The 18,994-nt window shown below is 46.2% G+C and carries 15 protein-coding genes and 1 tRNA gene; 11 read left to right on the top strand and 5 right to left on the bottom strand.

Annotated features, from left to right (window positions below):
* Nucleotides 1-148 precede the first annotated feature (148 nt).
* The 10 genes from V2H45_RS20055 to murQ all read left to right on the top strand — a co-directional run bounded on the left by V2H45_RS20055 (nt 149) and on the right by murQ (nt 12,945).
* The gene (locus tag V2H45_RS20055; protein WP_330485457.1) at nt 149-394 is read left to right on the top strand and encodes a hypothetical protein; all 246 of its coding nucleotides are present in this window, start codon (nt 149-151) and stop codon (nt 392-394) included.
* Between the two features lie 249 nt (nt 395-643).
* Nucleotides 644-1,471: a leucine-rich repeat domain-containing protein gene (locus tag V2H45_RS20050; protein WP_330485456.1), complete on the top strand. Its 828-nt coding sequence runs from the start codon at nt 644-646 to the stop codon at nt 1,469-1,471.
* A 307-nt stretch (nt 1,472-1,778) separates the two neighbouring features.
* Complete coding sequence (locus tag V2H45_RS20045) at nt 1,779-5,771, top strand: magnesium chelatase subunit H (RefSeq protein WP_330485455.1); 3,993 nt, start codon at nt 1,779-1,781, stop codon at nt 5,769-5,771.
* Between the two features lie 304 nt (nt 5,772-6,075).
* Entirely contained in the window at nt 6,076-6,711 is a 636-nt protein-coding gene (locus tag V2H45_RS20040; protein ID WP_330485454.1) for a DUF928 domain-containing protein, read from the top strand.
* 198 nt (nt 6,712-6,909) lie between these two features.
* Nucleotides 6,910-7,266, top strand: coding sequence for a hypothetical protein (locus V2H45_RS20035; protein WP_330485453.1), 357 nt, complete (start codon nt 6,910-6,912; stop codon nt 7,264-7,266).
* Between the two features lie 316 nt (nt 7,267-7,582).
* A complete protein-coding gene (locus V2H45_RS20030; RefSeq protein ID WP_330485452.1) occupies nt 7,583-11,008 on the top strand; it encodes a CHAT domain-containing tetratricopeptide repeat protein in 3,426 nt (1,141 codons plus the stop codon).
* Between the two features lie 282 nt (nt 11,009-11,290).
* Nucleotides 11,291-11,363 (top strand) — tRNA-Glu (locus V2H45_RS20025).
* Nucleotides 11,364-11,391: 28 nt separating this feature from the next.
* Nucleotides 11,392-11,754 (top strand): DUF4864 domain-containing protein, encoded by a 363-nt coding sequence (locus tag V2H45_RS20020; RefSeq protein WP_330485451.1) that lies wholly within the window; start codon nt 11,392-11,394, stop codon nt 11,752-11,754.
* A 64-nt stretch (nt 11,755-11,818) separates the two neighbouring features.
* Nucleotides 11,819-12,004 carry a PCP reductase family protein gene (locus tag V2H45_RS20015; RefSeq protein WP_330485450.1) on the top strand — a complete coding sequence of 62 codons (186 nt, stop codon included), beginning with the start codon at nt 11,819-11,821 and terminating at the stop codon, nt 12,002-12,004.
* 14 nt (nt 12,005-12,018) lie between these two features.
* The gene (murQ, locus tag V2H45_RS20010) at nt 12,019-12,945 is read left to right on the top strand and encodes an N-acetylmuramic acid 6-phosphate etherase (protein WP_330485449.1); all 927 of its coding nucleotides are present in this window, start codon (nt 12,019-12,021) and stop codon (nt 12,943-12,945) included.
* 139 nt (nt 12,946-13,084) lie between these two features.
* On the opposite strand, the gene V2H45_RS20005 is transcribed toward murQ, so the two are convergent.
* Entirely contained in the window at nt 13,085-13,984 is a 900-nt protein-coding gene (locus tag V2H45_RS20005) for a S66 peptidase family protein (protein WP_330485448.1), read from the bottom strand.
* A 214-nt stretch (nt 13,985-14,198) separates the two neighbouring features.
* Here V2H45_RS20005 and V2H45_RS20000 point away from each other — a divergent pair, with 214 nt between their 5' ends.
* The gene (locus V2H45_RS20000; RefSeq protein ID WP_330485447.1) at nt 14,199-15,029 is read left to right on the top strand and encodes a prepilin peptidase; all 831 of its coding nucleotides are present in this window, start codon (nt 14,199-14,201) and stop codon (nt 15,027-15,029) included.
* 42 nt (nt 15,030-15,071) lie between these two features.
* Here the strand turns inward: V2H45_RS20000 and V2H45_RS19995 are convergent, their stop codons facing one another.
* From V2H45_RS19995 to V2H45_RS19980, 4 genes are all read right to left on the bottom strand, one after another.
* Nucleotides 15,072-16,046 carry a hypothetical protein gene (locus V2H45_RS19995; RefSeq protein WP_330485446.1) on the bottom strand — a complete coding sequence of 325 codons (975 nt, stop codon included), beginning with the start codon at nt 16,044-16,046 and terminating at the stop codon, nt 15,072-15,074.
* Between the two features lie 127 nt (nt 16,047-16,173).
* On the bottom strand, nt 16,174-18,000 hold the full coding sequence (locus V2H45_RS19990) for an ABC transporter substrate-binding protein (protein WP_330485445.1): 1,827 nt from the start codon (nt 17,998-18,000) through the stop codon (nt 16,174-16,176).
* A 41-nt stretch (nt 18,001-18,041) separates the two neighbouring features.
* Complete coding sequence (locus V2H45_RS19985; RefSeq protein ID WP_330485444.1) at nt 18,042-18,383, bottom strand: XisI protein; 342 nt, start codon at nt 18,381-18,383, stop codon at nt 18,042-18,044.
* Nucleotides 18,371-18,787, bottom strand: a complete 417-nt coding sequence (locus V2H45_RS19980; protein WP_330485443.1) for a XisH family protein — start codon at nt 18,785-18,787, stop codon at nt 18,371-18,373. Before V2H45_RS19980 ends, V2H45_RS19985 begins: the two co-directional genes overlap by 13 nt.
* Nucleotides 18,788-18,994 lie beyond the last annotated feature (207 nt).

The following is an 18,994-nucleotide window of genomic DNA, read 5'->3' as shown; positions in this document are numbered from 1 at the left end:
CTTCTCTCTTTTTATTTTCGTTTTTCGTCTCTGACTGATTTTTAGAGGTGCCCATTACATATAACACTCGTGACTTTGCAGAGGTTGAGCAGTTTGGGTTAAAGCTACTTGAGCCTTCAGAGTTTTTACGTTTGATAGGAAAGTTGCCATGAGTATTATTCAAGTTCAAATTCCTGACTCATTACACAAAAGTCTGTATGACCTCGCAGATCGCGATGGAATTTCTATCGATCAATTTATATCGACTGCGATCGCCGAAAAGCTCTCAGCTTTAATGACAGAAAATTATCTCAAAGAAAGAGCTAAAAGAGGTAGTCGGTTAAAATATGAAGCAATTTTGGCAAAAGTTCCCGATGTGGAACCAGAACCATATGACACGATCCCGACTGTCTAACTATGCGATCGAGCCGACATCTCAGGGCTTATCTTTGAAAAGTTATCGTGGCTATTAATCATTCTTCACTTGTTCTAGCCATTGCAAAACTTCTTGCTTTAAACCATTTTTGAAAGCATAATCAGGTTGTGTAAAGCTTATAAAGGTGCAAAGTATAACTAATGCTTCCCTAAAGCATTCAACTTGAAAGGAGCTACAGGAACCTTAATTACACGAGCTATTATCCGATCGCGACATACTGGAATCAATATGAAATATTCGTTAGCCGTTAGTACACTCTTAATTGCAACAGGTTTACTCTCGTTCTCTATCCCAAAATCAGAGGCAGCCTCGACCAGTAAACAGAGCTTTGCGCAATGGTGTCAGCAAAAAAATTCCCTCCCTGCGGAAACAAAAAAAACGATTGAAGTGCTGTTGAAACAGGCTGGAACGCAAGACTGTAAGACTGCCGAATCAACCCTGAATAGTTATCCTCAAATTAATCTTTCCAAAAGTCAAATCAGCGATATTAAGCCACTGGCAAGTTTTCCCAACTTAGTCGGACTCAATCTTGCTAAAAATCAAATCAGTGACCTTAAGCCCTTGGCAGATTTGACAAATTTAACTGCTCTTGACCTCTCCAAAAATCAAATCGGCGATGTCAGTGCTCTAACAGGTTTAACGAAGTTGTCTGAACTCAACCTTTCTAGAAATAAAATTACCGACCCTAAATCCCTTTCAGCTTTGACGAACTTAACTTTTCTCAACCTTTCTAGAAATCAAATCAAAGATTTAAAGCCATTGGTAAGTTTGACCAAATTGACTTACCTCAGACTAGACGACAATCAGATCGATGATGTGAATCTTCTTGCTGGCTTGACGAACTTAACTTGGCTCGATCTCTCTAAAAACAAAATTAGCGATGTTAAGCCTTTGGCAAGTTTGAGCAAATTGACTTACCTCGGCATCTCCAAAAACAAAATCAGCAATGTCGAGCATCTTGCGAACTTAAAGACCCTAGTTGGACTCGATCTCGATAGCAATCAAATCAATGAAAAGGTTTGCCCCATCAAACCAGAGTCTACTTGCCGATTTTAGGTTTCTAGATTTGGGCGCAAAATCTAAATTCAAATTTTACGGACTTGGGGCTTATGCGTTGTCAACGTTGCTCCGTATGGAATCCAGAATTTTGCAAGAATATTAAGAAATATTAATTAGTCTTGAGTGTAAATCTATAACTATATGTAGAAATATTAAGAATTCGGTTTCGATTTATTGCAGTTAGGGCTGAGATTAAGCTAGTGTAACGATCTTTGATAATAAAATAAGAATTATCAAACGAACTGTGATTTATTCATCACAATTATTGATAACCATTTAAAGGACTAACACTTAAGGAGACTGCATGTTCACTTCTGTTAAGCCGTCGGCTAAACCAAACAATAGACATATCACACCCGCTAATTTGCAGGGACGCGTGTTGATGAAATTGGTCTATGTTGTGTTGGAGCCACAGTATCAGAGTGCTCTTTCATCCGCGATCGAATCCATTAACCAAAAGAACCCTAACCTTGCGATCACAGTAAGCGGCTATTTAATCGAAGAACTTCGCAGTCCCGAAAACTATGAAGCCTTTAAGCAAGATCTTTCAGAAGCCAATGTCTTTATCGCTTCGCTGATTTTTATTGAAGATCTCGCCAACAAAGTCGTTGATGCCGTTCAGGTTTATCGCGATCGCTTAGATGTCTGCGTCGTATTTCCCTCCATGCCCCAGCTCATGCGCCTAAATAAAATGGGCAGCTTTAGCATGGCAAATCTGGGACAGTCCAAGAGCGCGATCGCGCAGTTCATGCGTAAGCGCAAAGAGAAATCTGGCAGTTCCTTCCAAGACAGTATGCTCAAGGTCGTGCAGACCCTACCTAAAATCCTGAAATACATGCCTATGGAAAAGGCTCAGGATGCTAGGAACTTCATGCTCAGCTTCCAATATTGGCTGGGAGGTTCGCAAGAGAACCTAGAGAACTTCCTCTTGATGTTGGCTGAGAAGTATCTGCCCCAAGCTGCTGGAAAGCTCACCTTTAAAGATCCGATCACCTATCCCGACATGGGTATCTGGCATCCTCTGGCTCCCAAAATGTTTGAGGATGTGCAGGAGTACTTCGATTGGTTCAACAGCCGCCGTGATATTCCCGCAGATGTAAAGGATCCTCTGGCTCCCTGTGTAGGTTTGGTATTGGCACGCACTCACCTCGTTACTGGGGATGATGCCCATTATGTCGCGATCGTGCAGGAATTGGAATCCCAAGGGGCAAGAGTGATTCCAGTGTTTGCAGGCGGGCTTGATTTCTCGAAGCCAGTGGAAGCATTTTTCCACCAACCGGGGAAAGTAAATGATTCTAAGCGTAGCGTTCTAGTTGATTCGGTTGTTTCGCTCACAGGCTTTGCGCTTGTGGGAGGGCCAGCACGGCAAGATCATCCCAAGGCAGTGGAAGCTTTAGAAAAGCTCAATTGTCCCTATATGGTGGCATTGCCTCTCGTCTTCCAAACCACTGAGGAATGGGAGCAAAGCGATCTGGGACTTCATCCCGTGCAGGTGGCGTTGCAGGTGGCCTTGCCTGAACTCGATGGTGGCGTTGACCCCATTGTGATGTCGGGTCGCGATGAAATGACGGGGCGGGCGATCGCACTCAGCGATCGGGTAGAAATGATTGCGGGACGGGCGCTTAAGTGGGGGAATCTCCGCCGCAAACCGCGTCTTAGCAAAAAGATTGCGATCACCATTTTTAGCTTCCCTCCTGACAAAGGCAATATTGGTACTGCCGCTTACCTAGATGTATTTGCTTCCATTCACAAGGTTGTAGAAGCCCTATCTAAAAATGGCTACGACGTTCAAGGATTACCTGCCAACGGCGCTGCCTTAATGGAAGAGATTTTGCACAATCCCAACGCCATGGTAGGCAGTCCAGAATTAAATGTGGCAGCAAAGCTCTCAGTCAAGGAATACGAAGAGAATACGAGCTACTACGATCGCATTGCCGCACAGTGGGGGCCTGCTCCCGGACATCTCAACTCCGACGGTCAGAATCTCTTGATCTACGGCAAGCACTACGGCAATGTGTTTGTCGGCGTGCAGCCAACCTTTGGCTACGAAGGCGACCCTATGCGACTCTTGTTTAGTAAGTCTGCCTCACCCCACCATGGCTTCGCCGCTTACTACACCTATCTCAACAAGATTTGGGAAGCCGATGCCGTTCTCCACTTTGGTACCCATGGCTCGTTAGAATTCATGCCCGGCAAGCAAATAGGTCTGTCTGGTGAATGCTATCCTGATAATCTGATTGGTTCCCTACCGAATATCTATTATTACGCCGTTAATAACCCCTCGGAAGCAACGATCGCAAAACGGCGCGGCTATGCCACCACGATCAGCTACATTACGCCTGCGCCTGAAACAGCAGGACTCAATCGCGGCTTAAAGGAACTCAACGAATTGATTGGCTCCTATAAGGAACTGCGCCTAGGGAATCGTGGCGTTTCCATCGTTAACACGATTATGGATAAGGTGCGTCTGGTCAATCTGGACAAGGATGTCAATCTGCCCGATCGCGATGCTAAGGATATGACCTTGGAAGAGCGAGACAATATCATCGGTCAGGTCTATAACAAACTGATGGAGATTGAGTCCCGTGTCCTGCCCTGTGGTTTGCATGTTGTGGGCGAACCTCCCAAAATTGATGATATTACTGATGTTCTTGCCAGCATTGCTAGCTTCGATCGCCCCGAAGATAATGTGAAGTCCCTCTTGCGGATTATTTGCGAAAGCATTAACCGAGATATCGAACAACTCTATAAATCTAGCGACAAGGGCATTCTTGCCGATGTTGAATTGTTAGCAAGTATGCGGGCCGCGACCACCAAGGCTGTAGGAGCCCTGGTCAAAGCACGCACCGATGTAGATGGAAGGATCTCGAAACTCTCCATTCTCAACTTCTTGCATATGGGCAAAACTGAACCTTGGCTGACCTCCCTGCAAGAAAGCGGTTATGGCAATGTCGATGTCGAAGCAATTAAGCCGCTATTTGAGTTTTTAGAATTCTGTCTCAAGCAAATCATTGCCGATAACGAACTCGGTGGCTTGATTCGAGCCTTGGAAGGGGAATACATCACCCCTAGCCCTGGTGGCGATCCCATTCGCAATCCCAGCGTGCTCCCTACGGGTAAGAATATGCATGCTCTCGATCCGCAATCGATTCCTACCAGCGCCGCAGTCCAAGCTGCCCATGTGGTAGTGGAGCGTCTGTTAGCTCGTCAAAAAGCGGATAACGATGGCAACTATCCTGAAACGATCGCTTGCGTGCTCTGGGGAACCGATAATATCAAGACCTACGGCGAATCCTTAGCCCAAGTTCTCTGTATGGTGGGTGTGCGTCCTCTGCCCGATGCTCTAGGTCGCGTCAACCGTTTAGAGTTGATGACCCTAGAAGAACTCGGTCGTCCGCGCATCGATGTTGTGGTTAACTGTTCGGGTGTGTTCCGCGATCTATTTGTCAACCAAATGGATTTGCTCGATCGCGCCATTCGCATGGCAGCGGAAGCCGATGAGCCTTTAGAGATGAACTTCGTGCGCAAACACGCGATCGCCCAAGCTGAAGAGTTTGGTATTACGACGCGCCAAGCAGCAACGAGAGTATTCAGTAATGCTTCGGGCTCCTATGCCGCGAATGTGAACCTCGCTGTGGAAAATAGCACTTGGGAAAAGGAAGAAGAACTTCAGGAAATGTACTTGGCTCGCAAGTCCTTTGCCTTTGGTTCTGAGGTCAGCAATACCCAACAACGCAAGTTGTACGAGTCTTCGCTCAAGTCTGTGGATGTCACCTTCCAAAACCTCGATTCCTCTGAGATTAGTCTCACCGATGTCAGCCATTACTTCGATTCTGACCCCACCAAACTCGTCCAAAACCTGCGGAAGGATGGCAAAAAGCCTAGCTCCTACATGGCAGATACGACGACTGCGAACGCCCAAGTACGGACGCTGAGCGAAACGGTGCGCCTCGATACCCGTACCAAACTGCTCAATCCCAAATGGTACGAAGGGATGCTCAACCACGGTTATGAAGGGGTTAGAGAAATCTCCAAACGCCTTGTAAATACCATGGGCTGGTCTGCGACAGCGGGTGCTGTGGACAACTGGGTCTATGAGGATGTCAATGACGTTTACGTCAAAGATACTGAGATGCGCGATCGCCTCAAAAATCTCAATCCCCATTCTTTCCGTAAGATGGTGGGCACGTTGTTAGAAGTCAACGGTCGCGGCTATTGGGAAACCAGCGATCGCAATCTGCAAATGCTGCGCGATCTCTACCAAGAACTAGAAGACCGCATTGAAGGCGTTGAATAGAAGTATTCACCAATCTCTAAATTATCCTTAAAAATCACAGACGCTATCCTGGTAAACAGGTAGCGTCTTTATTTATTGAATGCTGAGAATTTCGGTTCGCAGTTCCTATAAATTTCCTGTAAATTTATGAGTAGGCGATTTGTAAGAAAATCTATACCAAAACCTGTAGGGGCAATCCCCCTGGTTGTGCTAGATAAGGGGTAAGCACAGATCGTCCGCCACCCTACAGGATGTTTTCGCTGAATAATCTCGTAATAACATGAAAACTTTTTGCCAGACTAAGTTTCTAAGGTCAATTGCGCTGATGGCTTTCCTGTGGGTGGCTTTGCCAAGCCAGTTGCTCAGAGCGCAAGACATCCCTGTTTACGATCCGCCACCACCCACAGACCCCACAATACGAGGTGGCAGTTGTTCTTCAGTTGTCCCGAATGTATTGTCTCCTACACTGGACAAACGCATCTTGACCACAAGTGCCTATCCCGTACTTCTGTTTTCTGTGCCCACCACATCGGCACGTCAGGCAGAGTTTGTCCTGAAAGATAGTAAAAAGGAGACGATCTATCGCCGCACCTACAATCTAGCTGGGAAGTCGGGGATTTTACGCGTAACGTTACCTACGGATGGCAGCATTAACGAACTGGCGGTGGGGCAGTCCTATAAATGGGAATTTAATCTTATTTGCGAACCTGCTAACCGCGAACATGATGACTTTGTGGTAGGCAAACTGCAAAGAGTCTCTTCAAATCAGTGTCAAAAGCCAGTATCGCAGGTATCTCTATGGGAACGCTATCGCGCACTTGAGTACGATGGCTTGGCGATCGTAGATGCGATGCGACGGGCAAACCCAACGGAGCAAAGACTACAGGTGGAATGGGAATCATGGCTAGAGCGCCACAATCTGGGCAATTTGAAGAAGTTGCCAGCGATCGAACTGAAGTAGGGTGCTAAGAGGTTAAGATCCCCAACTTTTTTAGGCGATCGCACGGGATTTGCCAGTTCGCAAAAAGTCGGGGATCTGGGCATTCTCGACTAGCTTGAAAAATTTGCCACGCGATCGCTTTCGGTTAGAAACAAAGACAAACCTATTATGTAGGTTAAATAACTGCTATAGTAGGTAGATATATTTGCGCTCAAAACCATGCTGAAAGAACTTTTTGGAGGTAAAGCACCCGAACAAGTTTTGCTATATCTGGCAAATTATGATGAAGGGTATGGGAAAGCGATCGCCGATACCTATGGCATCGCTTTGAGTACGGTGCAAAAACAACTGCAAAAGTTTGAAAACTCAGGACTGTTAGTGAGTCGTTCGGTTGGGAAAACCCGCATCTATACATGGAATCCGCGATCGCCTTTTGTGGAACAGATCAAAATGCTGTTAGCCCAGCGACTCAAATTGACACCAGAAGCAGAAATAAAAGCATATTACCGCCAACGCCGGCGTCCTCGCAGAGCAGATAAACCCCTTGTCAATCCACAAAGACTTAACCCTAGATGAGCTTACGGCAATTGTGTCCGATGCGATCGCCAAAATCTAGATCAAGCGGTAATGGTCGCCAAACGGCATCCAATTGATTTTAAGAAAGTAAAGTCATGGTCAAAAAAAGAAGAGAACATTAGCAGATATCAAGAATTCATAGGTCGGCTTAAAATTTCAGTAAACTCAGATGAGTAATGGCGAAGTTGAGATCCCCGACTTTTTTGGCGAACTTGCAAACCTCTTTTGACAGCCAAGAAAAAGTCGGGGATCTGCGTGCTTAGAAACATGGGAAAATTTTTTATTAGAAATACCCAAATATAAAGGAGCGCATGGGATGCTGCTGAAGGCAAATTTGTCGCTGAGTCGGGTGGGATTGATTTTAATCTTAGGAGCGATCGGAACTCCCTTGGTGATGGCTGCACCCAGTTTTAGCCAAACGACTCCTACGCTTTCCCCAGAGCAGACCGCAGCCTTGAAAGAAGCCGAGCAACTCAATCAACAGTTGATTAAACTCTACAAGCAAGGGAATTATCGAGAAGCGATTCCCATCGCCCAACGCGCCCTCGCGATCCGAGAAACAGCTCTAGGAGCAGACCATCCCGATGTCGCCCAAAGCCTCAACAATCTTGCAGGGTTATATCAAGCCCAAGGAAACTATCCTGCGGCAGAACCTCTCTATAAACGCGCCCTTGTGATCCGAGAAAAAGCCTTAGGAGCCGATCATCCTGATGTCGCTACCAGTCTTAATAATCTCGCATTGTTGTATCAAGCGCAAGGGAACTACCTCGATGCCGAACCTCTCTACAAACGTGCCCTCGCAATTGATGAAAAATCCCTAGAAGCCGATCATCCACTTATCTCTATCAGCCTCAACAATCTCGCAGGGTTGTATTATTCCCAAGGGAAATACACTACCGCCGAACCCCTCTACAAACGTGCCCTTGTGATCCGAGAAAAAGCCTTAGGAGCTGTTCATCCTGATGTCGCCACTAGCCTCAACAATCTCGCGACGTTGTATTGTACCCAAGGTAACTATCTTGCCGCCGAACCCCTCTACAAACGCGCCCTTGCGATTGATGAAAAAGCATTAGGAGCGAATCATCCCGATGTTGCTATCGACCTCGACAATCTCGCAGAATTGTATCGTACCCAAGGTAACTACCTTGCCGCTGAACCCCTCTATAAACGTTCCCTTGCAATTCGAGAAAAAGCATTAGGAGTCGATCACCCCGCTGCTGCCAGAAGTCTCAACAATCTTGGATTGTTGTATTATTCACAAGGTAACTACCTCGCCGCCGAACCTCTCTATAAACGTTCCCTTGCGATTGATGAAAAAGCATTAGGAGCGAATCATCCCGATGTCGCTAACAGCCTTAACAATCTCGCATCGTTGTATCAAGCGCAAGGGAACTACCCTGCCGCCGAACCTCTCTATAAACGCTCCGTCGCGATCCGAAGAAAAGCCCTAGGAGCCGATCATCCCGATGTCGCCCAAAGCCTTAATAATCTTGCATCGTTGTATCGCGCACAAGGTAACTACCCTGCTGCCGAACCTCTCTATAAACGCGCTCTCGCCATCCACGAAAAAGCATTAGGAGCGAATCATCCCGATGTCGCTAGCAGCCTTAACAATCTCGCATCGTTGTATCAAGCGCAAGGGAACTACCCTGCCGCTGAACCTCTCTACAAGCGCTCCCTCGCAATTTATGAAAAAGCCCTAGGAGCCGATCATCCCAATTTCGCCAGCGGTCTCAACAATCTTGGATTGTTGTATTATTTACAAGGTAACTACCCCGCCGCTGAATCCCTCTATAAACGCTCCCTCGCGATTCGCGAAAAAGCATTAGGAGTTGATCATCCCGATGTCGCTAGCAGCCTCCATAATCTCGCAGGGTTATACGATTCACAGGGAAACTACTCTGCCGCCGAACCGCTTTATAAACTTTCCCTCGCGATCTACGAAAAAGCCTTAGGAGTTGATCATCCCGATATCGCCAACAGCTTCAACGGCCTCACTGTTTTGTATCATGCACAGGGAAATATTGCTCAAGCCATTACATCTCGACAAAAAGGACTTGAAGTTGAAGAACATAACTTAAAACTCAATCTAGCATCTGGCTCTGAAACCCAAAAACAGGCTTATATGCAAACTGTTTTAGCGCAAACAGGTTACACAGTCTCCCTTCACGTTCAAGCCGCACCCACAAATCCCGCCGCCATTCGCCTTGCCTTCACTGCCATTTTGCAACGCAAAGGTCGCCTCCTCGATGTCCTATCCACCAACCTCCAAACCCTGCGCCAACGTCTCACCCCCGACATCCAACCGCAATTTGACCAATGGTTAGCGCTCAAAAGCCAACTCGCCAACTTCGCGCTCAAAAACACCCCGATCGACAAATATCGTCCCCTCCAACAACAAGCCGAAGAACTAGAGTCCACGCTCAACCGTCGCAGTACCGAGTTGCAAGCCATTACCGAAACCGTCACTCTAGAAGCCGTCCAGAAACAAATTCCATCCGATTCTGTTCTGATCGAGTTCTTTCGCTACAGTCCATTCGATCCTAAAGCCGCCAGAAAAAATTCATGGGGTAAACCTCGCTACGTTGCCTATATCCTCCATTCCCAAGGCGAACCCAAATGGGTAGACCTCGGTGAAGCCGATGCTCTAGAGAAATCGATTCAAACATTTCGTCAAGCTATAGGACGTAACCCCAATAACCCCGATCGCGACTCCGATCCGCAGTTAACCATCGCTCAGGTCAAGCAAACCGCCCGCGAACTCGACCAAAAGCTGATGCAACCGATTCGCCCCCTGTTGGGCAACGCCAAGCAACTGCTGATTTCTCCCGATAGCCAACTCAATTTGATTCCCTTTGCTGCCCTCGTGGACGAGCAAAACCGCTTCCTGCTCGAAACCTACGACATCACCTATCTCTCGTCTGGTCGGGACTTGCTACACCTGAAACGCACGGGAATTACCCTGCAACAACCCGTTCTCTTTTCTGACCCCGACTATGGCAAACCCTCTGACAAATTAATTGCTAGCATCGGTCGCAACCCCTGCGAGACCAAAATTGCCTCTAGAGATTCAGACCCATCGGTTGCCCTCGCCAGCAAGATCTTCTGCTCTCTGCCCAATGTTGCCGCCGAGACTAGTGCGATTCAGACGCTGTTACCGCAGGCGCAGCTATTGAGCCAAGCCCAAGCCACCAAAACTGCCGCCAAGAAACTTCGCAGCCCCAGCATTCTCCACTTTGCCACCCATGGCTTCTTTCTTGCCGATCCGCCCAATGCCAATCCCGATGCCCCGATCCGCCAAAATCCGCTTTCTCTGTCTGCCCTAGTTCTCGCCAATTTTAACCAGCGTCAAGCTTGCGGCGACGACCCCAATTGCAATGGCTTACTCACAGCACAGGATGTCACCACGATCGACCTGCGCGGCACTAAACTCGTATTTCTCTCGGCTTGCGAGACGGGGCTGGGCAAAGTCACTAGTGGCGAAGGCGTTTATGGTTTGCGTCGCGCCTTTACCCTCGCAGGGGTGGAGAGTCAAGTTATGAGCCTGTGGTCGGTGGACGACAAAACCACAAGGGAGTTAGTCGAGAGTTACTACAAAAATCTCAAAGCCAGTCAAGGGCGCAGCCAGTCACTCAAAACAATTCAGTTAGATTTGCTCAAAAAATATCAATATCCCTACTATTGGGCGGCCTTTATCCCCTCTGGCAATTGGACGGCAATTCCTGAGGTATTTAACCCATAAATGATGAACCTCTCCCTCCCAGCCTCCCTCTCCTTTCAGGGGAGGGAGGAGCAGGAAAATATTAGGAGAGGGGTTGGGGAGAGGTAAAACCATAAATCCCCAATTCTGGTGACTTAAAACATTCTTGTCCCCCCAGAATTTTGGGCTGGAGATGCCCGAAGGGGGAGCAAACCCTCTAGCTATAAGGAATTTGTGCGATTTACAGCCGCAAATCAAAAAAATTCAAAAATTATCTTGACAAACAAAACCTTTATTCGGTACTCTAACAAAAGTGTGAAATACGCCCCCATCGTCTAGAGGCCTAGGACACCTCCCTTTCACGGAGGCGACGGGGATTCGAATTCCCCTGGGGGTATTAACGCAAAGGACAAGCCAGCACCCTTATGCACCTAACCAATAGTGATAAGGAAGAAATACTTTCTGTAATTAAAAAGCAACTCGAAGCTTTACAGAAAGATGATGCGATCGCGGCTTTTTCCTGTGCCAGTGAGTTTATTCAGGCTCAGTTTGGCTCACCAGCCACATTTATGGACATGGTAAAAACAGCCTATCCGGCTGTTTACCGACCTCGTTCTGTTATCTTTGAAGATATTGCCCTAATTAACGGCGCGATCGCACAGCCAGTGCTTTTGCTAGGTCAGGATGACGATTTGGTCATGGCATACTATCTCATGCTGAAACAATCCGATCTCAGTTGGAAAATAAATGGCTGTATTTTAGCCCCCCCAAAAGGTATTGGTAGCTAAAAAGTGTTTAAAATAATATGGCAATATCGATAGCCCTTTGCAAATCTGTGGGATAAGACCGGACATGGAAGAATCAAATTATCCGGAAACGCTGGAATGGACACCAGAGGCAAAAGCCAAGCTTAAGAATATCCCTTATTTTGCTCGAACGCTGGCACGTCAACGTATCGAGAAAATTGCGATCGCTGCCAATGCTGACATTGTGACGGTAGAAATCGTAGAACAAGCTCGCCTAGAGTTTGGTCAGTAAGCTAAAACGCCCCTATGACCTTAAATAATAAAAATCTCGATCGCGGCTATTTATTAACCGAGCAGCCCAATCCGCACAGCCAAAACCTCGATCGCCTCAGCCCCTTAGAACTGGTAGACCTGTTTAATCAAGAAGACGCCAAAGCAGTTGCTGCTGTGGGGCAAGAGCGCGAAAATATTGCCCGAGCGATCGCCACGATCAGCGAAGCCCTGCGACAAGGGGGCAGATTGTTTTATGTGGGGGCGGGAACGAGCGGACGTTTAGGCGTTCTCGATGCTGCCGAATGTCCGCCGACATTCTGTACCAGTCCCGAACTGGTGCAGGGCATTATTGCAGGGGGCAAAGATGCCCTAGTGCGTAGCTCCGAGGCTTTAGAAGATCGCGAAGAGGATGGTGCTAGCGCGATCGCCCAGCATCAAATCTGCGATCGGGATGTCGTGTTTGGCATTACCGCAGGTGGAACTACCCCCTACGTGCATGGCGCACTCAGAGCCGCCCAACAAAGGCAAGCCAAAACGATTTTTTTTGCCTGCGTCCCCCAAGAGCAAGTACCGACAAATTACGACCTAGACATTCGCCCTTTAGTTGGGGCAGAGATCTTAGCAGGCTCCACCCGATTGAAAGCGGGAACTGCTACCAAACTGGTGCTCAACACGATTTCTACGGGCGTGATGGTGCAACTGGGCAAGGTTTTTGGCAACCGCATGGTGGATGTGGCGGTAACCAATAGCAAACTCTACGATCGCGCCCTAAGAATTGTGATGGATCTGACCGACCTCGATCGCGATCGGGCAGTCGATTTATTGGCGCGATCGCAGAAACAAGTGAAACTAGCGTTGCTAATGCATTGGAAAAATCTAGATGCGACTGAAGCCGCTAATCTTTTGCAGCAAAACCACGGCAACCTCACACGAGCCATTGGTAAAACTGCATCAGAGTGAAGATTAAGCTAACGTGAATTCGGGATAAGGAATATGAGACGAAATATAGGGCATACAAGCGTTCTGGGCAGGCACGGGGGCACTGCCCCTACAATTGGTGTAGGGGCGATGGATGATGTGTGCTCGCCCCAATTTACTTCTAGCGTTCGTAGCTTAAGATTCCTGCATCTCCATCGAGTTCTGCGATACAGCCATTACATAAAGGCATATTAATACCATCATGACCAAATGGAAGGTTGACTACTAGCGGAATTTCTAGCGACTGTAGGCGATCGCGCCAAACTTCTTCCATGCCTAGGGTAGGTGTTGAAACTTCACTTTGACTAAATCGCCCCAATGCGACTCCTTTGACTTTGTGCAGCAAGCCGCTCAGCCTCCAATGGGTGAGCATGCGATCGACTTTGTAGGGGGGTTCTGCGACATCTTCAAACGCTAAAATTACATTTTCCATATCGGGACAGAGGGGGGTTCCAATTAGATGCGTCGCAACATTAAGATTTCCTGATAACAGGATGCCTTGGGCTTTACCACCGCCCCAACCCATACCCGATAGGCTCACTGAGTCGATTTTCCCTTCAAGCCAACCAAAGAATTTCTCTATGCTTTCTGGGGGTTGATTCCCCAAGGTGCTGGCTACCGATGCATGGAAGCTGCCGATCTGTTTATTTGCTGCTAAGCCCCATTGCAACGCCGTAACATCAGAGAAGCCGATCAGCCATTTAGGATGGGATTGCAGATCTTGCCAGTTGAGGATTTCTAGTAAACGGGTGGAGCCATAACCACCCCTTGCACAAATAATTGCTCCGCATTCAGGATCGTTCCATGCTTCTAGCAACTGTTGATAGCGATGCCGATCGCTTCCTGCTAGGTAGCCCCAAGGCTGATTCATATCAGGTGGAATTTTGACTGTATAGCCTCGATCTCGCCAAACTTGGAGACCTTGCTCTAAGCGTTCCCAGTCTCTAATATCGCCACTTGGGGCAATCACCCGCACAGTCTCTTTGGGGTTTATGGGTGGCGGAATCACAAGCGATCGCATAGGTCAAACTTTGTCGTTGGTTGTATTTTTTCGTTCTTGTCCGTAAGCAATGGTAGTCTATTCCTAGTCTCTTGCAACGAATACCAAATTCAACTGAATTGCAATCGGTCGGAGTTTGAGTTCCGCGCAATACGCGATCGCACAAAGACTGTAAAGCAGTTTTTTGAACAGGGCATCCACCCTTAATTTCTTGGGCAGTAATTTCAGTAAGGTTATGGAATCTATTCTCTTACAGGTTTTGGCGATTGTCATTGGTGCATGCATCGGCAGCTTTTTGAATGTGGTTGTCTATCGCGTGCCTGCGGGACTATCGATTTTGTTTCCACCCTCCCGTTGTCCTCATTGTCTCAAGAAGTTGAGCTCTAGAGATAACATTCCGATTTTGGGTTGGTTTTTAATTCGAGGCAAGTGTCGCTATTGCCACACAAAGGTGTCATGGCGTTACCCTGCGGTAGAGGCTTTGACTGCCATTCTGTTTTGGAGTGTCGCTTTCCATTTTGGCTTTTCCCAGCCTTGGTATGTTCTGCTATTTTACGGAGCTTTTTTGAGTTGGTTGCTGGCACTGACTCTGATCGATCTGGATACGATGACTTTGCCCAATCAAATTACCCAATCAGGGCTGGTTTTAGGGCTGATCTATCAAAGTGCGATCGCATTCGAGCCTACTGTGATTCCCTATGCGGCTAAGTTGAGTTGGGGTAGCCAAATCCTTGTGGGCGTTACGGGTGCTGTGGTGGGCATTTGGTTGTTAGATATCGTGCGCTGGCTCGGCAGATTCTTTTTAGGAAAAGAAGCCATGGGGGCAGGGGATGCCAAACTTGCTGCCATGATGGGGGCTTGGTTGGGGTGGCAACACCTATTGTTGGCGATTTTATTGGCAGCGACAGTGGGGTCTATATTGGGTCTATTTGCGGTAGCGACAAAAGTCCTAGGTAGAGAACAGCCCTTTCCCTTTGGTCCATTTTTAGCAATGGGTGGGGCTTTGTCGCTATTTTGGGGCAGTACAATTATCTCTACCTATCTCGGCTGGTTTGGAATAAATTAGCTGTCGGATTTGCCTACCTGTTATACACTCCCAATGCTTATGTTATGGATAAACAAGGGGATAGAGAACTGGATCGATTGCCGAACGGTTGTCTGGGCAAATTTCACGAGACTCTCTAGCTTCTTGAAGCACTAGCTCTTCATCTTCGAGTCTATATTTGTATAGACTGCCACAATCACGAGTTCTCTGATGTATGCTTAAGGTTTTGGTGTTTGAATTATAGGTTGGTGTCCCTGGAGGCATTTGTCGATAAATGTCTTGTAAATGATATTTATCGTTTAGAGATAGTGATTTTACTTCAAAGCGATCGTCTTTAGTATCGAGTAAAAAATAACTGAACAGTGGATTTTTAGTATTGGCTCCACAAAAAAAAGCAAAAAGATATTTTTGATCGCCTACTTTATAAATCTCAGAAAATTTCGCTGGATTGATATATATGTGTCGTCCACCTAAACATGAACCAAACTCATTTTTCTGAGCTTCCACATATTTCTCAAGTTTTCTTTTAATCGATTCGTACTGAGGATCGCTTTCTGCGGTGCTTTTCCAAAAATCAAGTTTTTGAACTTCTACTAGCTGCTTTGTTGAGAGGTAGCGTGTAAGAGATTCTCTAGAGTAAGAAGGATCGTAAAATTTTCCATAAAAAGCAATGTAAAGTGATGGTCTTATATCCGACTCTAGGCTTTTTGCTATAGGCAAAGTCAGCTTAATGGAACGATTGCCACTCCTTCCAACAATAGAATCTTCTTTTAATCCAAGATAGGCTTCCTCTTCAATTGCAAAGATTTTGCTTGCATATTTACGCTTAATCTTAAAGTAAGCAGGCTTTAAAGAATTTTGTTTTTCACTGCAAATGTAAACTACATAGTTCCCAGTTTCCCCATAGATGAGAATATCTCCTATGTCAGCACAAGTTTTATCGTCTTTTATCTCGCTGATATCACCTACTTGCATTGATGACTTTTGACTGTCGGTAATCACTTGCACGATTGTTGTAGTTAGCTGCTCTTGTGCCATCGCAACTAGGGGCGACTGAGTACTTACAGTAGGAGCCTGTTTGGCAATGCACCCAGGAAGAAGAAAACTCAAACCTCCAAAGAGAAGTACTGAATTAAATAGCCTCATATCTAAATTAAGATTCGTTTCATTCAGTTAATTTCAACTCTTCGAGATTCCATAATGCGCCACCGATCGCACTAGGTTTAACACCTTCCACGCGATCGCGTATGGCAACAAGAGAGAGGGGTGTGACTAAGTGAATCAAAGGTAGTTGTTCTTGGACTAACTGCTGATATTGAGCGTAGACAGCTTTGCGTTTGTCTTCTTTAATCTCTTGAGAAGCCTTGATCATTAAATCGTGAATTTCTTTTTCCCAAGGGGCAATCTCTCGCCCTGGATAACTTGGCTCATCAGGATTGGGGCCTTTGTTAAACATGTGCAGCTCGCCATCTGTAGCCCAGAGGTTGATACTGCCATGGGGTTCGACGCCCCCAGTAAAGCCGAGAATAATTGCATCCCACTGTTTGGAATTGTCAAGCTTATCAACCAGAATGTTAAAGTCAATACCCGTAAAGTCTACAGCGATGCCAATCTTATCTAAGTCATTCTTGATCTGTGTGCCCACTTGTCCGCGCACGGGGTTGCTCCCTGAATTCGTGAGTAAGGTAAATCGGACTGGATTGCCCTGAGCATCCTGTAGCTTGTTCTCAGAGTTGTAGCGAAATCCTGCTTGCAGTAGAAGTTCTTTTGCCTTTTGCGGGTCGTAGTTATAGGTTTTTAGTCCTTCCTTTTCTGATAAGAAGTAAGGGCTAGGAACAGAAATGGGGGAATCTTGCGGTGCACCCAAGCCACGATAGGTATTGGTAATCATGGTTTGCCGATCGATCGCATAGGCGATCGCCCGACGGAAGTTGACATCGTTATACCATTTTGACTTCATCGGTTCCACAAAGGGCTGATTGGTTTTCGGATCGCGCCCTTTATTTAAGTTAAACATCACAAACAGTTCGCCCGTGGAAGGCCCATTATTATAGATTTTGAACTTATTTCTTTGCTCTTCTCGCTTTAATAGTTGAAAATCTTCTCCGCGCAAATTGTAAATATCTAATTCGCGAGAACGGAATTTCAAGAATGCAGTATCTATAGAACCTACGATTTGATAGATAAATTTTTCAATATAGGGTTTAGGTTGATTCCAATAGTAGGGGTTGGGCTTAAAGATAAAGCGTTCGCTGGGACGGTATTCGGCGATCGTATAGGCAGCATTGCCCACAAGTTCGGTAACTGGAGTCTTGAGCGTCCATGTTTCTAAGAATTTCGGTCGTTTCTTATCATCCGTTTCTGTAATGGTTTTTCCTAAAATATGTTTTGGTAAAATCCCCGTGCCACCAACCGTTCGTAGAAATGGTGCAAATGGCTCTGATAGGCTAAATGCAATGCGGCGATCGTCCAGTTTCTCAATTTTTGGTAGTTCCTTCTTTTTACCCACCTTGAGAATATCTCGACTACTGGTAGGAATCTGCTCGTTAAAAATTATATCTTGGAACGTAAATAGAACATCATCGGCAGTTAAAGGAGCCCCATCTGACCATTTTAAATTGGGTCGCAGTGTAAACATGATGCGCAAGCCATCATCCGACACTTCCCACTTTTCTGCTAACTCAGGCTTCAGCTCAGAAGTTACACCATCAGAGTTCAGCAAGCCATTAAATACTAAACCTAAGACCTGACTACTTGTCGCATCCCCTACTAAGACTGGGTTAAAAGTTTTTGGATCGCTGAGGATAAAATCGACAAGGCGATTTTTTTCAGGATGCGTGTCGCCACTTAACGTTGAACATCCCATCAAAAAAATAGAGCTAACCGCTGCAATTAGCAGCAAAATCAACAATCGCAGCGTCGATTTAGAATTTCGCCTCAATCTTTGACGAGGATTAATTCCGATCGCATTTGATTTGGGATATGGCTTCATAGAACAAAAAATAGATAAGACTGGTTGATATTAGACTCAAGTTATACAGTGGCAAATTCAGTTAAAGGGCGCTTGCTCGGATGTTGGAACCCCAGCACGATGTCTTCGGGGGGTATCCCGGCACCTAATAGTTCATTAGCGATTCCCTGTTTGGTCCAATCTTCTTCGATCCAGATTTTACCTTGCTCGATCTTGAGGTAAACCATCACAGCAAAATCTCGTCGCTTGCCATCCCAACCAACATGGAACCAGAAATAATGATCGCGCTCTCGATCGAAGGAAACACATTCCTGTATGCCAATTTGATTCGCACCTGCTGCCCAATCTCTATATTCGGATAGAAGTTTTTGGATAATTTGGCGATACTGAGTTAGCTTAACCATTGCACAACCTCCTGCTCATCTATGTTGACAACAAAAATTTTGATTTGACTGGATCGAACCAGATACTCAATTCCCTCACGTCTGAAGAAATTGTTGTAAGTAATATCATCTATGGCTAAGTAAAGGTCATACTCGGGGGCAGTTTCTTGAAGTAGCATTTGATAGACCTTGTATTGCCCTAATGCAAGGTGAAAGTCGGTCATTAGGGAACGTCCTACAAAACTTTTGATTTCAACGACAATTTTCTGACCTTCTCGTTCAACAGCAAACGATCTTTCGGCAGCGAGATCGGCATATAAATCAACATCCTTATACTTAATACGATAAGGATCTGCAAGGATTACCCAATTGTCTTTAATCAGGGCTGATTTCACTGCATCATGGTAAAGATCTCTAGCAGACATGATGTTATATCTTCACCTCCATGATAATCGAAGATTCACAACTGACTGTATTGACGCTCCATGTCAACTTCACCAACATCTGTGACAGTAGGTAAGGATTATGGTAACCGTAGAGCAAATATTGAGTCATAGGGCAATTGAATCTTATTTACATAACTCACCTTACGCGGAAGCCTAGGATGGTTTCAGAGACTGCCACACAGCAAA

The sequence above is a fragment of the Tumidithrix elongata BACA0141 genome (assembly GCF_036349135.1).
GTDB classification, from domain to species: Bacteria; Cyanobacteriota; Cyanobacteriia; order Pseudanabaenales; family Pseudanabaenaceae; genus Tumidithrix; species Tumidithrix elongata.
Note: the sequence above shows the minus strand (reverse complement) of the source record. Positions and strands in the feature narration are given on the sequence as shown.

Bases quoted from the DNA above. Each gene is read 5' to 3' on its own strand.
- V2H45_RS20055 (WP_330485457.1), top strand. From the start codon at position 149: ATGAGTATTATTCAAGTTCAAATTCCTGACTCATTACACAAAAGTCTG.
- V2H45_RS20050 (WP_330485456.1), top strand. From the start codon at position 644: ATGAAATATTCGTTAGCCGTTAGTACACTCTTAATTGCAACAGGTTTA.
- V2H45_RS20045 (WP_330485455.1), top strand. From the start codon at position 1,779: ATGTTCACTTCTGTTAAGCCGTCGGCTAAACCAAACAATAGACATATC.
- V2H45_RS20040 (WP_330485454.1), top strand. From the start codon at position 6,076: ATGGCTTTCCTGTGGGTGGCTTTGCCAAGCCAGTTGCTCAGAGCGCAA.
- V2H45_RS20035 (WP_330485453.1), top strand. From the start codon at position 6,910: ATGCTGAAAGAACTTTTTGGAGGTAAAGCACCCGAACAAGTTTTGCTA.
- V2H45_RS20030 (WP_330485452.1), top strand. From the start codon at position 7,583: ATGCTGCTGAAGGCAAATTTGTCGCTGAGTCGGGTGGGATTGATTTTA.
- V2H45_RS20020 (WP_330485451.1), top strand. From the start codon at position 11,392: ATGCACCTAACCAATAGTGATAAGGAAGAAATACTTTCTGTAATTAAA.
- V2H45_RS20015 (WP_330485450.1), top strand. From the start codon at position 11,819: ATGGAAGAATCAAATTATCCGGAAACGCTGGAATGGACACCAGAGGCA.
- murQ (WP_330485449.1), top strand. From the start codon at position 12,019: ATGACCTTAAATAATAAAAATCTCGATCGCGGCTATTTATTAACCGAG.
- V2H45_RS20005 (WP_330485448.1), bottom strand. From the start codon at position 13,984: ATGCGATCGCTTGTGATTCCGCCACCCATAAACCCCAAAGAGACTGTG.
- V2H45_RS20000 (WP_330485447.1), top strand. From the start codon at position 14,199: ATGGAATCTATTCTCTTACAGGTTTTGGCGATTGTCATTGGTGCATGC.
- V2H45_RS19995 (WP_330485446.1), bottom strand. From the start codon at position 16,046: ATGGCACAAGAGCAGCTAACTACAACAATCGTGCAAGTGATTACCGAC.
- V2H45_RS19990 (WP_330485445.1), bottom strand. From the start codon at position 18,000: ATGAAGCCATATCCCAAATCAAATGCGATCGGAATTAATCCTCGTCAA.
- V2H45_RS19985 (WP_330485444.1), bottom strand. From the start codon at position 18,383: ATGGTTAAGCTAACTCAGTATCGCCAAATTATCCAAAAACTTCTATCC.
- V2H45_RS19980 (WP_330485443.1), bottom strand. From the start codon at position 18,787: ATGTCTGCTAGAGATCTTTACCATGATGCAGTGAAATCAGCCCTGATT.